The sequence below is a fragment of the Ruminobacter sp. RM87 genome, assembly GCF_000701925.1.
GTDB lineage: Bacteria > Pseudomonadota > Gammaproteobacteria > Enterobacterales > Succinivibrionaceae > Ruminobacter > Ruminobacter amylophilus.
In genome coordinates this window covers 36715-53336 of record NZ_JNKD01000009.1, presented here as the reverse complement: position 1 = coordinate 53336, position 16622 = coordinate 36715, and the positions used below count along the sequence as shown (strand labels likewise).

Annotated in this window: 18 protein-coding genes; 10 read left to right on the top strand and 8 right to left on the bottom strand. The window is 37.9% G+C overall.

Annotation, left to right across the window (positions count from 1 at the left end; all coding sequences use genetic code 11):
* The first annotated feature begins 38 nt into the window (after positions 1–38).
* Genes T489_RS0103920 through T489_RS0103905 form a run of 4 tightly spaced genes read left to right on the top strand, consistent with a single transcriptional unit; the run spans position 39 to position 2902 of the window.
* Complete coding sequence (locus T489_RS0103920) at positions 39–725, top strand: SPOR domain-containing protein (protein ID WP_157608049.1); 687 nt, start codon at positions 39–41, stop codon at positions 723–725.
* A gap of 17 nt (positions 726–742) precedes the next feature.
* Positions 743–1267 carry an ATP-dependent protease subunit HslV gene (gene hslV, locus T489_RS0103915; protein WP_031578741.1) on the top strand — a complete coding sequence of 175 codons (525 nt, stop codon included), beginning with the start codon at positions 743–745 and terminating at the stop codon, positions 1265–1267.
* A gap of 37 nt (positions 1268–1304) precedes the next feature.
* Complete coding sequence (hslU, locus tag T489_RS0103910) at positions 1305–2648, top strand: ATP-dependent protease ATPase subunit HslU (RefSeq protein WP_031578740.1); 1344 nt, start codon at positions 1305–1307, stop codon at positions 2646–2648.
* A 17-nt stretch (positions 2649–2665) separates the two neighbouring features.
* A complete protein-coding gene (locus tag T489_RS0103905; RefSeq protein ID WP_031578739.1) occupies positions 2666–2902 on the top strand; it encodes a hypothetical protein in 237 nt (78 codons plus the stop codon).
* A gap of 3 nt (positions 2903–2905) precedes the next feature.
* Here the strand turns inward: T489_RS0103905 and rraA are convergent, their stop codons facing one another.
* Genes rraA through T489_RS0103890 form a run of 3 tightly spaced genes read right to left on the bottom strand, consistent with a single transcriptional unit; the run spans position 2906 to position 5124 of the window.
* Positions 2906–3394, bottom strand: coding sequence for a ribonuclease E activity regulator RraA (gene rraA, locus T489_RS0103900; RefSeq protein ID WP_031578738.1), 489 nt, complete (start codon positions 3392–3394; stop codon positions 2906–2908).
* Between the two features lie 18 nt (positions 3395–3412).
* On the bottom strand, positions 3413–4186 hold the full coding sequence (cysE, locus tag T489_RS0103895; RefSeq protein WP_031578737.1) for a serine O-acetyltransferase: 774 nt from the start codon (positions 4184–4186) through the stop codon (positions 3413–3415).
* Between the two features lie 17 nt (positions 4187–4203).
* Positions 4204–5124, bottom strand: a complete 921-nt coding sequence (locus T489_RS0103890) for a cation diffusion facilitator family transporter (protein WP_051621767.1) — start codon at positions 5122–5124, stop codon at positions 4204–4206.
* A gap of 181 nt (positions 5125–5305) precedes the next feature.
* On the opposite strand from T489_RS0103890, the gene plsB reads away from it, so the two are divergent.
* A complete protein-coding gene (plsB, locus tag T489_RS0103885; RefSeq protein WP_031578735.1) occupies positions 5306–7795 on the top strand; it encodes a glycerol-3-phosphate 1-O-acyltransferase PlsB in 2490 nt (829 codons plus the stop codon).
* A gap of 6 nt (positions 7796–7801) precedes the next feature.
* Here plsB and T489_RS14100 read toward each other — a convergent pair whose 3' ends face one another.
* Positions 7802–8431 carry a rhomboid family intramembrane serine protease gene (locus tag T489_RS14100; protein WP_051621766.1) on the bottom strand — a complete coding sequence of 210 codons (630 nt, stop codon included), beginning with the start codon at positions 8429–8431 and terminating at the stop codon, positions 7802–7804.
* Positions 8432–8523: 92 nt separating this feature from the next.
* Here T489_RS14100 and waaF point away from each other — a divergent pair, with 92 nt between their 5' ends.
* Entirely contained in the window at positions 8524–9567 is a 1044-nt protein-coding gene (gene waaF / locus T489_RS0103875) for a lipopolysaccharide heptosyltransferase II (protein WP_031578733.1), read from the top strand.
* Positions 9549–10817: a 3-deoxy-D-manno-octulosonic acid transferase gene (locus T489_RS0103870; RefSeq protein WP_084155392.1), complete on the top strand. Its 1269-nt coding sequence runs from the start codon at positions 9549–9551 to the stop codon at positions 10815–10817. Before waaF ends, T489_RS0103870 begins: the two co-directional genes overlap by 19 nt.
* 74 nt (positions 10818–10891) lie before the next feature.
* Here T489_RS0103870 and T489_RS0103865 read toward each other — a convergent pair whose 3' ends face one another.
* A complete protein-coding gene (locus tag T489_RS0103865; RefSeq protein ID WP_051621765.1) occupies positions 10892–11653 on the bottom strand; it encodes a 3-deoxy-D-manno-octulosonic acid kinase in 762 nt (253 codons plus the stop codon).
* A gap of 446 nt (positions 11654–12099) precedes the next feature.
* On the opposite strand from T489_RS0103865, the gene T489_RS0103860 reads away from it, so the two are divergent.
* Positions 12100–12999 carry a glycosyltransferase family 9 protein gene (locus T489_RS0103860; RefSeq protein ID WP_198020411.1) on the top strand — a complete coding sequence of 300 codons (900 nt, stop codon included), beginning with the start codon at positions 12100–12102 and terminating at the stop codon, positions 12997–12999.
* Positions 13000–13007: 8 nt separating this feature from the next.
* Positions 13008–13466 (top strand): pantetheine-phosphate adenylyltransferase, encoded by a 459-nt coding sequence (gene coaD, locus T489_RS0103855; protein WP_031578729.1) that lies wholly within the window; start codon positions 13008–13010, stop codon positions 13464–13466.
* Between the two features lie 68 nt (positions 13467–13534).
* On the opposite strand, the gene mutM is transcribed toward coaD, so the two are convergent.
* The 3 genes from mutM to rpmB form a co-directional block, all read right to left on the bottom strand.
* Entirely contained in the window at positions 13535–14362 is an 828-nt protein-coding gene (mutM, locus tag T489_RS0103850; protein ID WP_031578728.1) for a bifunctional DNA-formamidopyrimidine glycosylase/DNA-(apurinic or apyrimidinic site) lyase, read from the bottom strand.
* Positions 14363–14435: 73 nt separating this feature from the next.
* Positions 14436–14606: a 50S ribosomal protein L33 gene (gene rpmG / locus T489_RS0103845; RefSeq protein ID WP_031578727.1), complete on the bottom strand. Its 171-nt coding sequence runs from the start codon at positions 14604–14606 to the stop codon at positions 14436–14438.
* A 15-nt stretch (positions 14607–14621) separates the two neighbouring features.
* Positions 14622–14858 (bottom strand): 50S ribosomal protein L28, encoded by a 237-nt coding sequence (rpmB, locus tag T489_RS0103840; protein WP_031578726.1) that lies wholly within the window; start codon positions 14856–14858, stop codon positions 14622–14624.
* A 415-nt stretch (positions 14859–15273) separates the two neighbouring features.
* On the opposite strand from rpmB, the gene coaBC reads away from it, so the two are divergent.
* Positions 15274–16494, top strand: a complete 1221-nt coding sequence (gene coaBC / locus T489_RS0103835; RefSeq protein ID WP_031578725.1) for a bifunctional phosphopantothenoylcysteine decarboxylase/phosphopantothenate--cysteine ligase CoaBC — start codon at positions 15274–15276, stop codon at positions 16492–16494.
* The last annotated feature ends 128 nt before the right edge of the window (positions 16495–16622 follow it).

Genomic DNA, 16622 nt, shown 5'->3' with positions numbered 1-16622 from the left:
AAAACCAGATATCGGGATGGCAGGTCAGGATTATTATCATGGCGGCTCTGATCATTATTGCTCTGCTCGGGGTTGTTGTATGGCAATTACAGTCAAATAAAAATGCCAGCAGAGCAATCGCAACCTCGACTCAGAAAACAACAAAGCCGCAGGTTGCAAAACCACAGTCTAATAGTAATTCCAGATATCAATATACTGAAATTCTGGAAAACAGAAGTATAGACACCGGTTCTGGAGTAACTATTACCAGAAATTACGAAGCAGAGACTATTGCCAGAGAAAACGCAAGAAAAAAAGCCCTTGCGGAAAAAAAGCGTAAACTGGAAGAAGAACGTCGTAAAGTAGAGGCTGAAAAAGCACGAATCGCTGAAGAAAAACGTCGCATAGCCGAAGAAAAACGTCGTTTAGCCATGGAAAAAAAGATGGGGCATTCTCTTAATTCCAATACTGTCTCAGGTAATAATGTTAGTAGCAAACCTGTACAGAAAGGTAAGCTCTATATCGAATGCGCAAGAAATTATCGTACAGAGAAAGAAGCTCAGGAACAGAAGGCCAAACTTGCATTTAACGGAAAAGAATCCTCCATATATCATAAACAGATAGGTGGTGGATACGCCTATGCAGTACGCATAGGCCCTTATACAAATCAGGCTGAAGCAGAAAAGGCAAGATCAGAAATTGTAAACGCCAAACTGGGTTCAGAATGCGCCTTCTTTAAATATTAATACTGCAGGTTCATCGAATGACAACTATAGTATCAGTTAGAAAAAACGGAAAAGTAGTGATCGGCGGTGACGGACAGGTTTCATTAGGAAACACCGTCCTTAAAGGCAATGCTAGAAAAGTAAGGAAACTGAACAACGGAGATATCATTGTCGGCTTTGCAGGTTCAACTGCAGACGCATTCACTTTACTTGATATTTTTGAAGAACAGGTTAAATCCTGTAATGGCAATTTCGAAAAAAGCGTAATTGCCTTTTCTAAATTATGGAGAACGGACAAAATTCTCAGAAGGCTTGAAGCAATGATAATTGTTGCTGATAAAAGCAAATCTTTTCTTATCAGTGGATCTGGTGATGTGGTTACACAGGATAACGACCTGCTCGCTATAGGTTCCGGAGGAAATTATGCGTATAGCGCAGCTAGAGCATTACTTGAAAACACAGAACTTGATGCTGAAGAAATCGTGAAAAAATCACTTGATATTGCCAGTGATATATGTGTATTCACAAATAAGCAGTTCACCATCGAATCAATAGCAATCTAGTCATATTCCTAGAATACAGTTACGGAATCCGTTAAGAATGAAAAATTTGACACCTCGTGAAATTGTCGCAGAACTGGATAAACATATTATTGGACAAAATAAAGCAAAACGTTCCGTTGCCATAGCCATGCGCAACAGATGGAGACGCATGCAGCTTGATGAATCTATAAGAGAAGAGACAACCCCAAAAAATATTCTGATGATTGGTTCGACAGGTGTCGGTAAGACAGAAATCGCAAGACGTCTTGCTAAATTAACTGATGCTCCTTTCCTCAAGGTAGAGGCCACTAAATTCACTGAAGTCGGATATGTTGGTAAGGAAGTTGATTCTATTATTGATGAACTTGCTGAAGTGGCCATGAAAATGCTCAGAGAAGAACAGCAGAAAAAATATCAGAAGGAGGGAACGGAACAGGCTGAAAAGAAAGTTGTGGAAGCACTTTTTTCAAAATTCTCAGAAGAATCAAATTCTGAAAAAGATGACGAATCATTTTCCACCATTCCAACGAGAGAAGAGATTCTGGATAACTTAAGAAAAGGGCTCTATGACAAAGAAGAAATTTTTATAGATCTCCCTAAAACGAACGACCTTGCAAGCAATATTCAAATAATGCTCGCTCCTGATGTAGACAGTTTACCGGGAAAACTGCGAGACATATACAATCAGTTCAATTCTGAAATAAGCAGAACTCACATTAAAGTAACAGATGCCCTTAAAATCATTACCGAAGACGAAGAATCAAAACTGGTTAATGAAAACGACATTAAACACAGCATGGTTAATCTTGTTGAAAATCATGGTATTGTATTTATCGACGAAATCGATAAGATCTGTGAAAACCAGAAGGATACCCAGACAAGAGTTTCCAGAGAAGGGGTACAGAGAGATCTTCTTCCATTGATTGAAGGATGTGCTGTCAGAACTAAATACGGCGTAATCAGAACCGACCATATTCTGTTTATTACCTCCGGAGCTTTTCAATTATCCAAGCCATCTGATCTGATTCCTGAACTGCAGGGCAGACTTCCAATTAGAGTTGAACTTGAATCACTTACAGCCAAAGATTTTGCCAGAATACTGACAGAACCGCATGCATCTCTCACAGAACAGTACATAAAGCTTATGGAAACGGAAGGTGTTAATATTTCCTTCCCTCAGGATGGAATCGATGCTATCGCTGAGGCCGCCTATTCAGTCAACTCATCCGTTGAAGATATAGGGGCTCGCCGTTTACACACCATTATGGAAAAATTGATGGAAGATATTTCCTTCAACGCGTCAGAATACAGAGGTTCTTCATTCTCAATTGACAGATCTTATGTTTCTGAACATCTTGGAAATATTATAGAAAATGAAGATTTAAGCAGGTATATTCTTTAAATATTGCAGGTGAACCTATGAGCGATTTTTCTCAGCAGAATGATCTTATTCAAAGACTTGATAATCTCAAAGATAAAATCAGCCAATATCAGGAAATATGCAACAACAAACTGAGAGAAAAGGAAAATCAATTAGTTACTGCTCAAAATGAAATAGCAAAACTCAGCAAGGAAAATTCTACTCTTAAGGAAAATCTAGGAAGCTGGCAAAAAAGAATTGCCAGCTCAATAGGAATGATCCGTCCTGACAAGTAATTCTTAACTATTCAGATCAAGCGGCTCCTGACTCAACACAATGCCAGTTTCATCAGCGTACACATAATCACCGGAATAAATGGTTGCACCTGCAAAATTCACAGGACAATCCTGTTCTCCCTGATCATTCTCTTCAGCAATGACGGGAAAAGCCCCGACAGCCTTGATACCAATATCAAAATCTGCCAGTTCTTTCACATCACATACCGCACCATAGCAGATAATACCTTCCCAGGCATTATGAGTGGCAAGCGAAACTATGTCTTCAGATAATACGGCTTTTCTCAGGGAACCACCTGCATCAATGATAAGAACCTTTCCAGCTCCATCCTGACGCAACGTATCAAGGATTACCCCCACCTGCTCAAAACACTTAATGGTCACAACCTGTCCATAGAATTCCTTTCTTCCGCCATAAGACTGAAACAAAGGTTCCATAACATCAACAGAATCACCGTAAACAGAACAGATTTTTGAAGTACTGAGATACATAGAATCAATCTCCCTACATTAGATGCGCTGATCCATATCAGCACTAGGCTTGTCACAGGAACATTTACCGACAACCTTTGCCGGAACCCCGGCTACAGTCGTATGAGCCTCCACATCATGCAGTACAACACTGCCGGCTCCGATTTTTGCTCCAGTACCTACTATGATATTACCGAGAATGCTGGCCCCTGCACCAATCATTACCCCACTGCATATTTTTGGGTGACGATCTCCATGCTCGTGTCCGGTACCGCCTAAAGTAACGTTATGCAAAAACGAAACATCATCACCAACCACAGCTGTTTCACCAATGACTATACCAGTAGCATGGTCAAACATTATGCCTGCCCCCATCTTGGCGGCAGGATGAATATCAACTCCAAATGTAACAGATATAATGTTCTGCAGGAAATAAGCAATTTCATGACGCTGATTAACCCAGAGCCAGTGCGATATTCTATACGCCTGAATAGCCTGATAGCCCTTAAGGTACAATATAGGTGTTGTATAGTACAGGACGGCAGGATCCCTCTCTTTTACAGCTTCCAGATCTATTGCTGCCGCTTTTATTATCTCTCCATCACTGGCAAAGGCCTCATCGAAAATTTCTCTCAGCACAATTGCAGGCATAACGGAAGAACTAAGTCTGTTTGATAACTGAAAACTTAAAGCATCAGCAAAGCTTTTCTGGTTGATTATGGCCTGCAGAAAAAAGCTACCAAGCATCGGTTCCTTAACCATCATTGCCGTAGCCTCTGTCCTAATAGCATCCCAGATTTGTTCTATAATCACTGTTTACAACCTTTATGTTAGTCACTTAAATCTGTTTTATTAACAGGATCCATGTGTATCAGTATATCAGCCTGTGAATATTTGCATAATACAGCTTTTTGAGCAGTGGAGGCAATAGCATGAGCCTCTTCAAGAGAAATATTCCGATCTATACACATGTGAACCTGAATATAGATATAGTTACCTACTCTTCTTGTACGCATTTCATGAAGTCCAAGCACACCAGGGGTAGCCAACATTATTGAGGTAATGTCGTTTATCAGATGATTTGAAATCTTTTTATCCAACAGCACATTAAGAGATCTGACACCTATACCATAAACACCATGAGCAATGTACACCGTAATTAACAAAGCGAAAATAACATCCGCTATTTCGTATCCTGTCGAACAGATGAGCAGAGACACGATTATAGCCAGATTTGAATAAAGATCACTCTGACAGTGCAGACGATCAGCAGCTATAATCTGACTATCGGTTTTTTTAATGACGTACGTCTGAAAAACTACAACAAAAAGGGTAAGAATAAGAGATAAAACCGTAACATATATTCCCAGATCTATATTCGTCAACTGAACCGGATTAAAATACCTGTTTATACTGCTAACCAAAAGAAATATTGCAGACGCGGATATAAAAGCACACTGAGCCAGTCCGGCTAAGGCCTCAATCTTGGCATGTCCGTAATTATGGTCTTCATCAGGGGGTTTAATGGCAAATCTGACTGCAATATAGTTAATCACGGACGTAACCAAATCCATCATGGAATCAGTCATGGATGCAAGTATTGTTATGGAATTTGAAAAGAACCATACCAGCATCTTTGCTATTACCAGCAGAAGTGCCATCATAATTGAACTAAGCGACGCCATTACAACCAGACGAGCATATTTTGAATCCTCTGTTACCATAACAACCCGCTGACCTTCCTTCATCATTTACTTCGTAATAAACAGATTGCGGTATGCCAAGAATTAGCATTCCTCATCTACCCATTGAGTTTATAATAACTTAAAAGATTGCAACATAATAACTTTTTTCATTTAAATCACATTAAAATTTTATAATCGTTAGTAAAATTAAATTATGGTGATGTACTAAGTTTTACGGGAGGACAGAATGCTTAAAGAAGATATACTTAGAGCAGTATTCTATATTCCCGTAAAAATTCTGGGAGCCTGCCACTACAAAAAAGAAAACCTGAAATCAAGCATAAAACTTGATGATAATAAACGTGTATGCTACGTAATGCAGTCTAATTCCATCAGTGATATGCTTACTCTTGAAAAATTAACAAGAGCCCAGCGGCTGCCAAATCCATTTTCATATATCGAACTTGACGGACACAAGATTCCAAGAACGACATACATGAAAAAGGTTAACTGGATTTTTTCAGGTAAGGCAAAGGATTACAACTTTGAAAAAACATTCAGAGAATGGATCCTTTATACCAGAAAGACTGGAGAAGATCTGCAGATCATTCCGGTAAGCATCTTTTGGGGAAGAAATCCCGGTCACGTAGGTGAACCGTATAAGGATCCGATAAATCGCCCCCGCAGTATCGTTAGAAAGTTTCTGAGAGTTCTATTTCTTGGGCTAGACAACCTTACAGTTCTGTCCGAACCAATCAGCCTCAGCAAGATGATTAGTAAATACTCTGACGATAAAATTATTCATCAGCTTGCTAGCCATACCAGAGCAGACTTTGAGAATAAACATCTTGAATTTATCGGGCCTAGACTACCTAACAGACAGTATCTTATACAAGAACTTCTTCAAAGCGATAATATTAAAGAAACAATAAAGCAGATAAGTACTGAAACGGGCAAAAACTACTCTGAGATAGAGTCTGATGCTTATGCCATGCTTGATGAAATACTTGCTGACATCTCATACTCATCTCTGCGTTTTACGTCCATTCTGCTTCATCTGGTCTGGAATAAACTTTATCAGGGTATAACCATTAAAGGTGCTGCGCAGGTTCATGATCTAATCAGAAAAGAGCATGAAATAATATATGTTCCTTGTCATCGAAGCCACATGGACTATCTGTTACTCTTTTATGCTCTCTTCAATGAATGTCTTGTTGTTCCCCATGTAGTTGCAGGAAACAACCTGAACTTCTTCCCAATAAACAGATATCTGCGTGCCTGCGGTGCTTTCTTTATGCGTCGCAAATTCAAGGGCGACAAACTTTATACTGCCGTATTCAGAGAATATATACACACATTGTGTGCAAAAGGATACAGCATTGAATTTTTCATTGAGGGTGGACGATCCAGAACCGGACGTACCCTGCCTCCACGCACAGGTCTTGTTTCCATGGCTGTTCAAAATCAGCTTATTAGCCCAAACAAGCCTATCACCTTTGTTCCGATATATCTGGGATATGAAAAAGTATTGGAAGTTAATTCTTACATGGATGAATTAACAGGAACAAAACAAAAGGAAAAAGAAAGTTTCTGGCAGCTTTTTAACATCTATAAAAGATTCAAGTACTATGGACGAGGATACATAAGCTTTGGTGATCCGGTTACCATAAATGATTTTCTTGACCAGAACGCTCCAACATGGAAGCAGGATTCTCTTGGAATTACTGCAAACTCCAAGCCTTCGTGGCTGTTTGACACTGTTAACCAGCTTTCTGATCAGATTATTATCAATCTTAATGCTTCCGCCGCAATCAATGGTTTGAATTTAAGTGCTCTGGCCATCCTGTCAGCACACAAACATACATTGAGCATCAGAAAACTTCATGAAGTGGTTAACTTCTACCTTCAGGTACTCAAAAGCAGTTCTGCAATCAAACAGGACATTATTCCGGAAACTCCTGGGCAAATTCTGCTACATCAGGCCATGGAGCTGCATCCTTTCCACATAGAAAAAATTGATGGGGAAAAATACGCAAAACCAAATCCTAAGCAGATAATTTACCTCACATACTTCAGAAATAATATACAGCATTTCTTTGTTCTGCCGGCATTGATAGCCACCATCGTCATGGTACACAAAAAGATCTGTTACAAGGATATTATCGTACATACCAGAAATGTGTTTTATTTCCTGAGACATGAGCTCTTTTCACCTATATCCGAAGATATTCTTGATCAGACAATTTCAGATTACCTCAAATCATTCAAACTTGCTGAATACATAAGAACAGAAGATGACATGTATTTTATCAATAAGAAGTATTCTGATTTAATGGGAATTCTAAGCAGCTGTATATACCTCAATCTGATTAGATACCTGTTGGCAGTAAGAATTATCAGCGCTGAAAAGGATAATACCATAACAATAAAAGACTTTATTGACAGATGTGTCCAGAAGAGTAAGGAACTTCCTGTAGAAATTACAGACAATTCCCCTGAATTCTCCGATCCTATTACCTTCAGGGTTATGAGTGAAACATTTATCAGACATCAGTACATATTTATCGCTGAAGAAAATGCAGAAAACACCGTTGGTTCAGACACCGTGGAAAAATCTGCTTCTAAGAAGAAAAAAATAATTCCTGGCACCATAAAGAAAAATATAGCCAAACTGCAGAAGCTGGTAAATGCAGTGGGACCTCTGTTGCCATCCAATCTCAGATACACCGTAAAATAACGACTGTTATCTGTTGCGCAAAGTATTGATAATCCCGTTTACTATATCTTTTGCCGAAAATTTTCTGCCCATTCTGTGCATAATAAGATTATATTCGAAAACACCCCATGCAATTCCGGCTATCAGTCCAGTTGCATGTGCCGCAAAAGCGACATGACTCTGAGCAAAATATTCATAGATGTTAAAAACGATATTAATCAGACATAAACCAACGGCCATTTTGAATCTTGAATCCACTCCCGGGATAACTGAAATTATCATGCTGTAACCGACAACACCGGAAACAACACCGGACAACCCGCCAAATAAATAATTTTGAGTAAACAGATATTGAAAAAAGTCTGATACTGCTGAAAATCCGAAAAACATCAGCAATAACTTAGAGGGGCCGTAATCCCTCTCAATCATACTACCGAAAAAATTAAAAATCATCACATTAAAAAGAATGTGCATTACCCCAAAATGCATAATCGCGGGAGTAAACAATCTCCATACTTCGAAATTATCAATTATTCGTTCAGGTATGAAAAAAAGGCTGTAATCAATTTTGTTATGAGAAATCAACTGCAACAGATAAACAACAACACATGTAACAACCACTGAATATGTTACCAACGGATATTTTAGATTCCTCATTAAAAACCACCTAACCGAGACAAAACAACATGGGTTTAATACAGATTTGTCTTATAATATCAAATGTATATTCAGAATAATAAGGATTTTTTATGCGCATTTTGGTTATAGCACCTTCATGGATCGGTGACCTGGTCATGTCACAGTGTCTGTACATGGAATTAAAGAAAATTTATCCTGATTCTATAATTGATGTTATGGCTCCTAAATGGTGTCTGGATGTTCTTAAAAGAATGCCTGAAGTATCTAATGCCATTTTAATGCCCATAGGACACGGTGTTTTCAATCTTAAAGAAAGATACAGATTAGGAAAGGAATTAAAAGCCAATCATTATGATCAGGCATATATTCTTCCAAATTCATTTAAAAGCGCCTTAATTCCGCTTTTTGCCGGGATTCCTTATCGTCGAGGATGGATCGGTGAATCACGTTATTTTATTCTTACCGATTATCGCAGAAACAAAAAAGATTTTCCGAAACTCATATCCAGATACACGTCCCTTGCACATTCAAATTCAGAAATAAAATCCGAAAAAGATTTAAAGGAAATCCCAACTCCTAAACTTACGGTTCATGAATCTGACACTTCCACTGCCTCATCAAAATTCTCGATAAATATTCAGGCTGATGTACTTGGGATATGTCCTGGAGCAGAATTTGGTCCTACCAAAAAATGGCCTCCTGAATATTATGCAATAATTACTGATAAGTATTTATCATCAGACAGTGGCAGAGAAGTATGGATATTCGGTTCGAATAAAGATGTTGAAACTGCTGAAAAACTTAAAAAATCAGTATCCCCTGATTATCAGAAGAGAGTTCATATTCTTGCCGGTCGGACAACTATCGAGGAAGCAATAGACCTGCTTGCCGCATGTAAATTTGTAATCTGCAATGATTCCGGACTTATGCACATAAGTGCGGCGGTAGGAGTAAGAGTTATTGCTATTTTCGGTTCAACCAGCACTCTTTATACCCCACCAACAACGACAAATGCACTGCTCGTTGAATCAACAGAACCATGTCACCCCTGCTTCAAGCGTCAATGCCGGTATGGCACCACAGACTGTCTCAAGAAACTGACAGCTGAAATGGTATGGAATAAAATCTGCAGCAAATGGGAGGATATAAAATGATCCTCAGCCTCATTTATAAAGTAGTCACGGCTGTTCTTGCACCAGTCATATACCAGAAAATCCGGTTTTCAGCCAAAGGTAATGCCTACGGAGAACGAATAAACGAACTTTTGGGGAATATTCCAGAAAAAGATTATCATTCTCCTGTGTGGTTTCACACTGTAAGTGTGGGGGAAACAATGGGCGCTCTTCCACTAATAAAAAAATTTCATGAAAGATGGCCTGATAAACACATTGTAGTTACAACATCAACACCAACCGGAGCGGCTCTATATAAGAACCTTTCTTACGTTGAACATCATTATGCTCCTCTTGACTCCCCGATTGCAGTTAAAAAATTTACAGAAAAATTAAAGCCTTCTGCCTTAATCATTATGGAAACAGAACTGTGGCCAAATCTTCTGCAGGAGCTGGAATCACAGGATGTTCCGGTTTACCTGATTAATGCTAGACTTTCGGAAAGAAGTGCCTCAAGGTACGCCATGCTGAAAAGCACGTTCAATACTCTTATAGGCGATAAACTTAAAATGCTTATCTGCCAAACTGTTGATGACAGAAACAATTTCGAGAAACTTGGGATTCCGCCGAATAAACTTAGCATTTCTGGTTCTTTGAAATTTGATATTGATGTCAATCCAGAAAAAATTGCGTTAGGTAAAAAATTTAAAAAACTGTTTCCAGAAAAAAAGATTCTTTGTGTTGCCAGCACCCATCAGGGAGAGGATGAAATTGCCCTGGATATATTCAAAGAGGTAAAAAATTCCATTCCAAACCTTCTGCTTCTGCTTATACCTCGGCACCCGGAACGCTTTGAATCAGTATTTAACCTAGCGAAAGCAGCAGGGTTTAATACCGCTAGAAAAACAGATCCTGAAATCAGTCAGAACACAGACGTTATTATAGGAAACACCATGGGAGAAATGCCTATATATCTGAGTGCTTCAACACTGGTACTTATGGCAGGAAGTCTGGTTGACATAGGAGGACACAATCCCCTGGAGGCTATAGCAGTAAATACACCGGTTATCAGTGGCCCGCATGTTCGAAATTTCAAAAAAATTTTTCATGACCTCGTTAATAATCAGGCCAGCATTGTAGCTGAAAACAGTGAACTTCCCCATATTATAGAAACACTGCTTAATAACGAACAAGACATAGAAAAGCTTAAAAGAAATGCCCAGAATGTTTTAAACAGCAACAGAGGAGCAATTGATAAAACCTTAAACCTTCTTGAAGAATGTGGAAAGTAGCAAGTAACTATCACATCAAAATAAAACAGCGGAAAAGAAATCTTTTCCGCTTATGAATCTCATTCAAGAATCCTCTAGTAATTCTTTTCATATGAGCTTTTTATCGCTGGTAACAGCTTGGTAAAGTCATACTCAGACCAATGGAAATTATTACGATTTTCCTTAAATTTATCAAAAGACCTTTTAAGTCTGTTTACCATCTCGTGATACTGCTTTTTACTGATGGTTCGCTGAACACACTTATCAAAATCAACAATCCAGACATTATCAGCACCGTCAAACAGTATATTGGTAATATTCAGGTCACTGTGATAAATGCCAGCCTTAAATAATCTTCCGATAGCATCCCCGATTTTAACTATCTCGACATCGGTAAGTCGACGATCCGCAAGAATTTCACCTAAATTTTTAGTACCTGGAATTTCCTGCAGGGCTATATCGTTTCTGATAAAAAAGAGACTTTTCTCTTCCTTTGCAGCTATTGGCTTAGGCACGGGTAATCCCATCTTTTTCATAGTCTGCAGTAGATCATACTCTCTGAAAGATCTGTGTGAACTGCCGAAGAAAGACAAAAACTTATCCCCAAGCACCTTGCCAATAAGACCACCGCGCCAATAATGTCTGAAAATAACCCGACGATTATACGAATCCTGAATTAAATAGGTCTTCCCCCTACCGTAATGAACATCTATTACTTTAGCATCAGTCTTGTATTGTTGAATGTCAAAATATTTAATTATTTCATCAACTTCTGTTGTTTCGGGAATGAATTCAGGGTTAGCTATTATTGATATTCCCTTTTTCTTTACTGTAAATTTATCTTTAATTGAAGCCATAATTCACCCTAACCACTCGTAATTCTTTAAATATGCAAATCTTCATTCAAAATTATAGCAATGTAAAATGATTATCTCCAAAACTAACAAACATTTATGTGATTTTTGGTTTGAAAACTATCGTAAATCAACTGGTGCCACTGAAAAATCAAAATTAAAAATTCATTACAGAATCAAAAATACCAAATAAATGAGTTATCACAAAAATATTCAAGATAACCTCAGCTTATAGATACTTTTAATCAAAATGTGTTTTATAATCATGTTATTGTGAATTAGTGGATTGTTAAGTTATGCCTGTAATATCTGAACCAAAGAATATATGCTGTTTGAGATTATCCTCCATCGGAGACTGTATTAATGCATTGGCAACAATACAGTTAATACAAAAACAGCAACCGCAAGCAAACATCACTTGGCTAATAGGAAAAACCGAAAGCTCTTTGATGAGTGGCATACCAGGGATTAATTTAATCACATACAACAAAAAAGGCGGTTTAAAAGAGTATCTCAGAATAAAAAACATACTCAAAAACCAATCTTTTGACTGCCTGTTGGATATGCAGAGTTCACTTAAGGCTAGTTTACTGTCATTACTTGTAAAAACCCCAAAAAAAATGGGATTTGACAAAGAACGAGCCATGGACATGCAGCAGGTTTTTACAAATATCAAAGTAAAATCTCCTGATTCTCCCCATGTTATAGATGGTTTCATGGCTTTTGCCAAAGAAATCGGATGTACGACTGAAAAACCAGTATGGGATTTTCATCTAACTGACAGTGATTACTCAGTGGCTAACAAATACAAAATTGATAAATCAACCGTTATCCTGTCTCCATGCAGTTCCAAGGATTACAAAAACTGGACCATTGTCGGTTACATAGAAATCTGTCGCTTTGCTATTTCAAAAGGTTTAAAGGTTGCAATCTGTACAGGAAAAAGCAAAAAGGAAAAAGCCATTGCTGATATGATTATTGAAGGCTGTACAAATACAATCGATAAGATTATCAATCTGTCTGGAAAAACCTCACTAAGAGAAATGCTTGGAGTTATTCATCATGCAGGTATGGTCGTTTCTCCTGATTCAGCTGCCGTTCATATGGCTAATGCACTTAATGTACCTGTTGTTGGCATCTATGCACACCATAATCCTGCACGCGTAGGTCCTTGTAATTTTATGAAATATGCCGTTTCAGTTTACGATACAGAAATAAGAAAAGAACATTCAGATGTATCAAATCTGAAATGGAGAACCAGAGTAAGAAATAAGCATGCAATGATGACTATAACATCCGCCGAAGTTAAAAAGGCCATGAATGACGTTATTATTGATTATCACCTTTAGGTTAAAAAATGTTAGCAGTTTTTCCAGGAACCTTTGATCCTTTTACTAAAGGTCATCTTGATATTTTAAACAGGGCTGCCAAAATGGTCGAAAATATCACCATTGCCGTCTGTGAAAGCCCGTCTAAACATACATTATTCACCTTAGAACAACGTGTTGAAATGGTAAAACAGTGTATACATAACCCGAAAATCAATGTAATCGGCTTCAGTGGCCTTTTACCTAATCTTCTAAAGGAACTTAATGCTGATTTTTTAATACGAGGAGTGAGAAATACAATTGATTTTGAGTATGAATTAAGCCTTACCGCCATGTATAGGGATTTTTTGCCTAATCTTGAAGTTGTTATGCTGCCTACAGACCATAAATACTCTTATATATCTTCAACACTTGTGAGAGAAATATATAAACATGGCGGAGATATCAAACCTTACATTCCCGATGAAATATCATCATACTTTAAATAACATCCGTACATGACTCCAACCAGAGTCATTTCTGTATTATCGGTAAACACAGATAATATCTTATAAAATCACTTTATTCTCTGACAGTTGCTGCAGAAATACGTGTTTCGTCCGCCTATTACCCTGCTTTCAATTAAACATCCGCATACAGGACATTTTTCATTAGATTTGCCATAAACATTCAGCTTCTGAACAAAATATCCTTTTTTACCATCTGCACCACTGAAATCCCTAATCGTTGTTCCGCCGTTTTCAATTGAATTCAGTAATGTTGTTTTAATAATAGGCACCATCTTTTCGCAATCTGCTAATGTGACATGACCTGCTGGTGTTAGTGGATTGATTCTACAGCTGAATAAGATTTCACTTGCATATATATTACCTATACCAACCACTATTTCATTAGTCATCAGTGCTTGTTTTACAGGTTTTCTCCCATGATGAACCAAAGAAGAATAAAGTGCTTCTGGTGTAAAATCATCAGTCAGTGGTTCATACCCCAAATTCACCAGATATTTACTCCCGTATACATCTTCACCCAGCGGAAACCACAAAAATAAACCAAATCTTCGCTGATCATTAAACCTAATCGTTTTTCCATTGCTAAGAACCATCTCAACATGATCGTGTTTTTTCATCGGTAAATCACTGTCACAGACAAGTAAATGTCCAGTCATACCGAGATGAATCAGAATTGTCCCCTGATCTGTCTCTATAATTATGTATTTTCCCCGTCTTGCAAGAGATAAAACTTTAAGATCATGGAGACTGGAAAATTTCTCTGAAATAGGTTCTCTTAATTTTGGGTAATAAACATTGATGTCTGTTATCCGCGAATTTTTTAAAAAACCGGATATTCCACGCATGGTTACTTCAACTTCTGGTAATTCTGGCATAACAATATTAACCACATACAAAAAAACCCGAGAAAAATCCCGGGTTTAAACTAAAAGAACAAAGCAGTCAAGATTACTTGATCTTGCCTTCCTTATAAATTACATGCTTACGAACAACCGGATCAAACTTCTTGATTTCCATCTTTTCCGGCATTGTACGCTTGTTCTTGGTAGTGGTATAGAAATGACCAGTACCAGCAGTAGAATTTAAGCGAATCTTTTCGCGTCCACCCTTAGCAGCCATCTTAATACTCCTCTATTATACAGCGATACCCTGAGCACGCATATCTGCTAAAACCTGATCAATACCAACCTTATCGATGGTACGCATTGCTTTAGTAGTTAAACGTAATCTTACAAATCTGTTTTCTGATTCAACCCAAAACTTGTGTGTCTGAAGATTTGGGAGAAAACGACGACGAGTTGCGTTCTTAGCATGAGAACGATTATTACCCACTGCTGGACGCTTCCCCGTAACCTGGCATACTCTTGACATTGTCCGTCACTCCAAATTTTAAAATATAACTTACTTTAACAACCCAGAAGAGAACTTCAAGGTGTGCAATCAAATTTAATTTTGCGAATTTATACAATATTTATGCAAAATTTGCAATAATTTATCGTTAAAATGCGTAAAAAAACCCTCAGATCCTGGAACCTGATAGGCTTAGCTTCAAGACACAAGAGAAATAATACATTCCTGTAATACAGTCTCTTAAGCTAAAAAACTGCAATATTCTAACACAAAGGAATCAATAATAGTATATAAATCACAATTATTTTTTCACTTCCATTATAATCACTAGGGTGAAAATAACAAAAAATAAAACTTTTTCTGGATATTTTCCATAATTGACTTAAATGTTGGTACAAAACATCATTAGATTTTAATTACAGCTTTAATGAATGCCATGAGTTTACAAAATAAATTTATTATTGTCGGAATTACCGGCGGAATTGCGGCCTACAAGGCAGCCTATTTGGTTAGAGCCCTAAAAAAACAGGGAGCTGATGTACAGGTTATAATGACGGAAGCAGCAAAGTCATTCATAACTGAGCTTACCATGCAGGCTTTGAGCGGACATCCTGTTTTGTCTGACACTCTAGCGCCACAAAGTAACAGTGGCATAGAACATATTGAACTTGCAACGAAAGCAGATGCCATTATCGTTGCTCCCGCCACTGCCAACACTTTAGCCAGGATGAGAGCAGGCATGGCAAACGATCTTCTGACTGCCATAGTTCTTGCCGCAACATGTCCAATCACTGTTGCTCCTGCCATGAATGAAAACATGTGGAAAAATCCAATTACTCAGGACAATCTGAAAGCGTTAGTGAACTATGGTTTTAATGTCATTAACCCAGAAATCGGATTTCAGGCATGTGGCGCAACCGGTCCAGGAAGAATGGCCGAACCTGAACAAATTGTTGATTTTTTAAATAAACTGCTATCCGAGAAACCTCTTTTAGGGAAAAAGGTGGTTATTACCGCCGGACCTACCAGAGAAGCCATCGATCCGGTCAGATATATTTCAAACTACAGTTCTGGAAAAATGGGATATGCCATTGCAGATGCAGCTAAAAATCTCGGTGCAGAAGTAGTACTCATTAGCGGTCCGGTCAATTTAGCCCCCCCTATGTCAATAACTACTGTAAAAATCACTAGCGCTCAGGAAATGCTTGACGCTGTTGAAAACAATCTTGAAGATTGCGATATATTCATATCATCTGCCGCCGTTGCAGATTTCAGATGTAAAAATATCGCATGCCAAAAAATAAAGAAAACAAGTGACACCGATTCAATGACCGTTGATCTGATAAAAAACCCTGATATTCTGGCAACTGTAGGTCATCATCAGAAACGCCCTAAATTAGTAATTGGTTTTGCCGCCGAAACCCAAAATATAGAAGAGAATGCTCTAAAAAAACTTAGCACAAAGAACGCAGACATGATTATTGCAAATGACGTTTCAGATAAATCAATAGGTTTTAACAGTGAAAATAACAGTATTACTATATATAGCAGAGATAGTAATCCTGTAAATTATCTTAACACCTCCAAAAAAGAGTTGGGATACCACATTATTAACCACTGTATTGTTTACATGAATGGATTAAATCACAACGATTGATAATCCCCTAATCAATTGTATTGGTGTTTATTTTCTTTTGCTTTAAGGGATTGTATATCCATTAAAATTTTTTATAATCAAATTATCACTCGGGTTGCAGACTCAACTGTAACTCTATAATTATATGT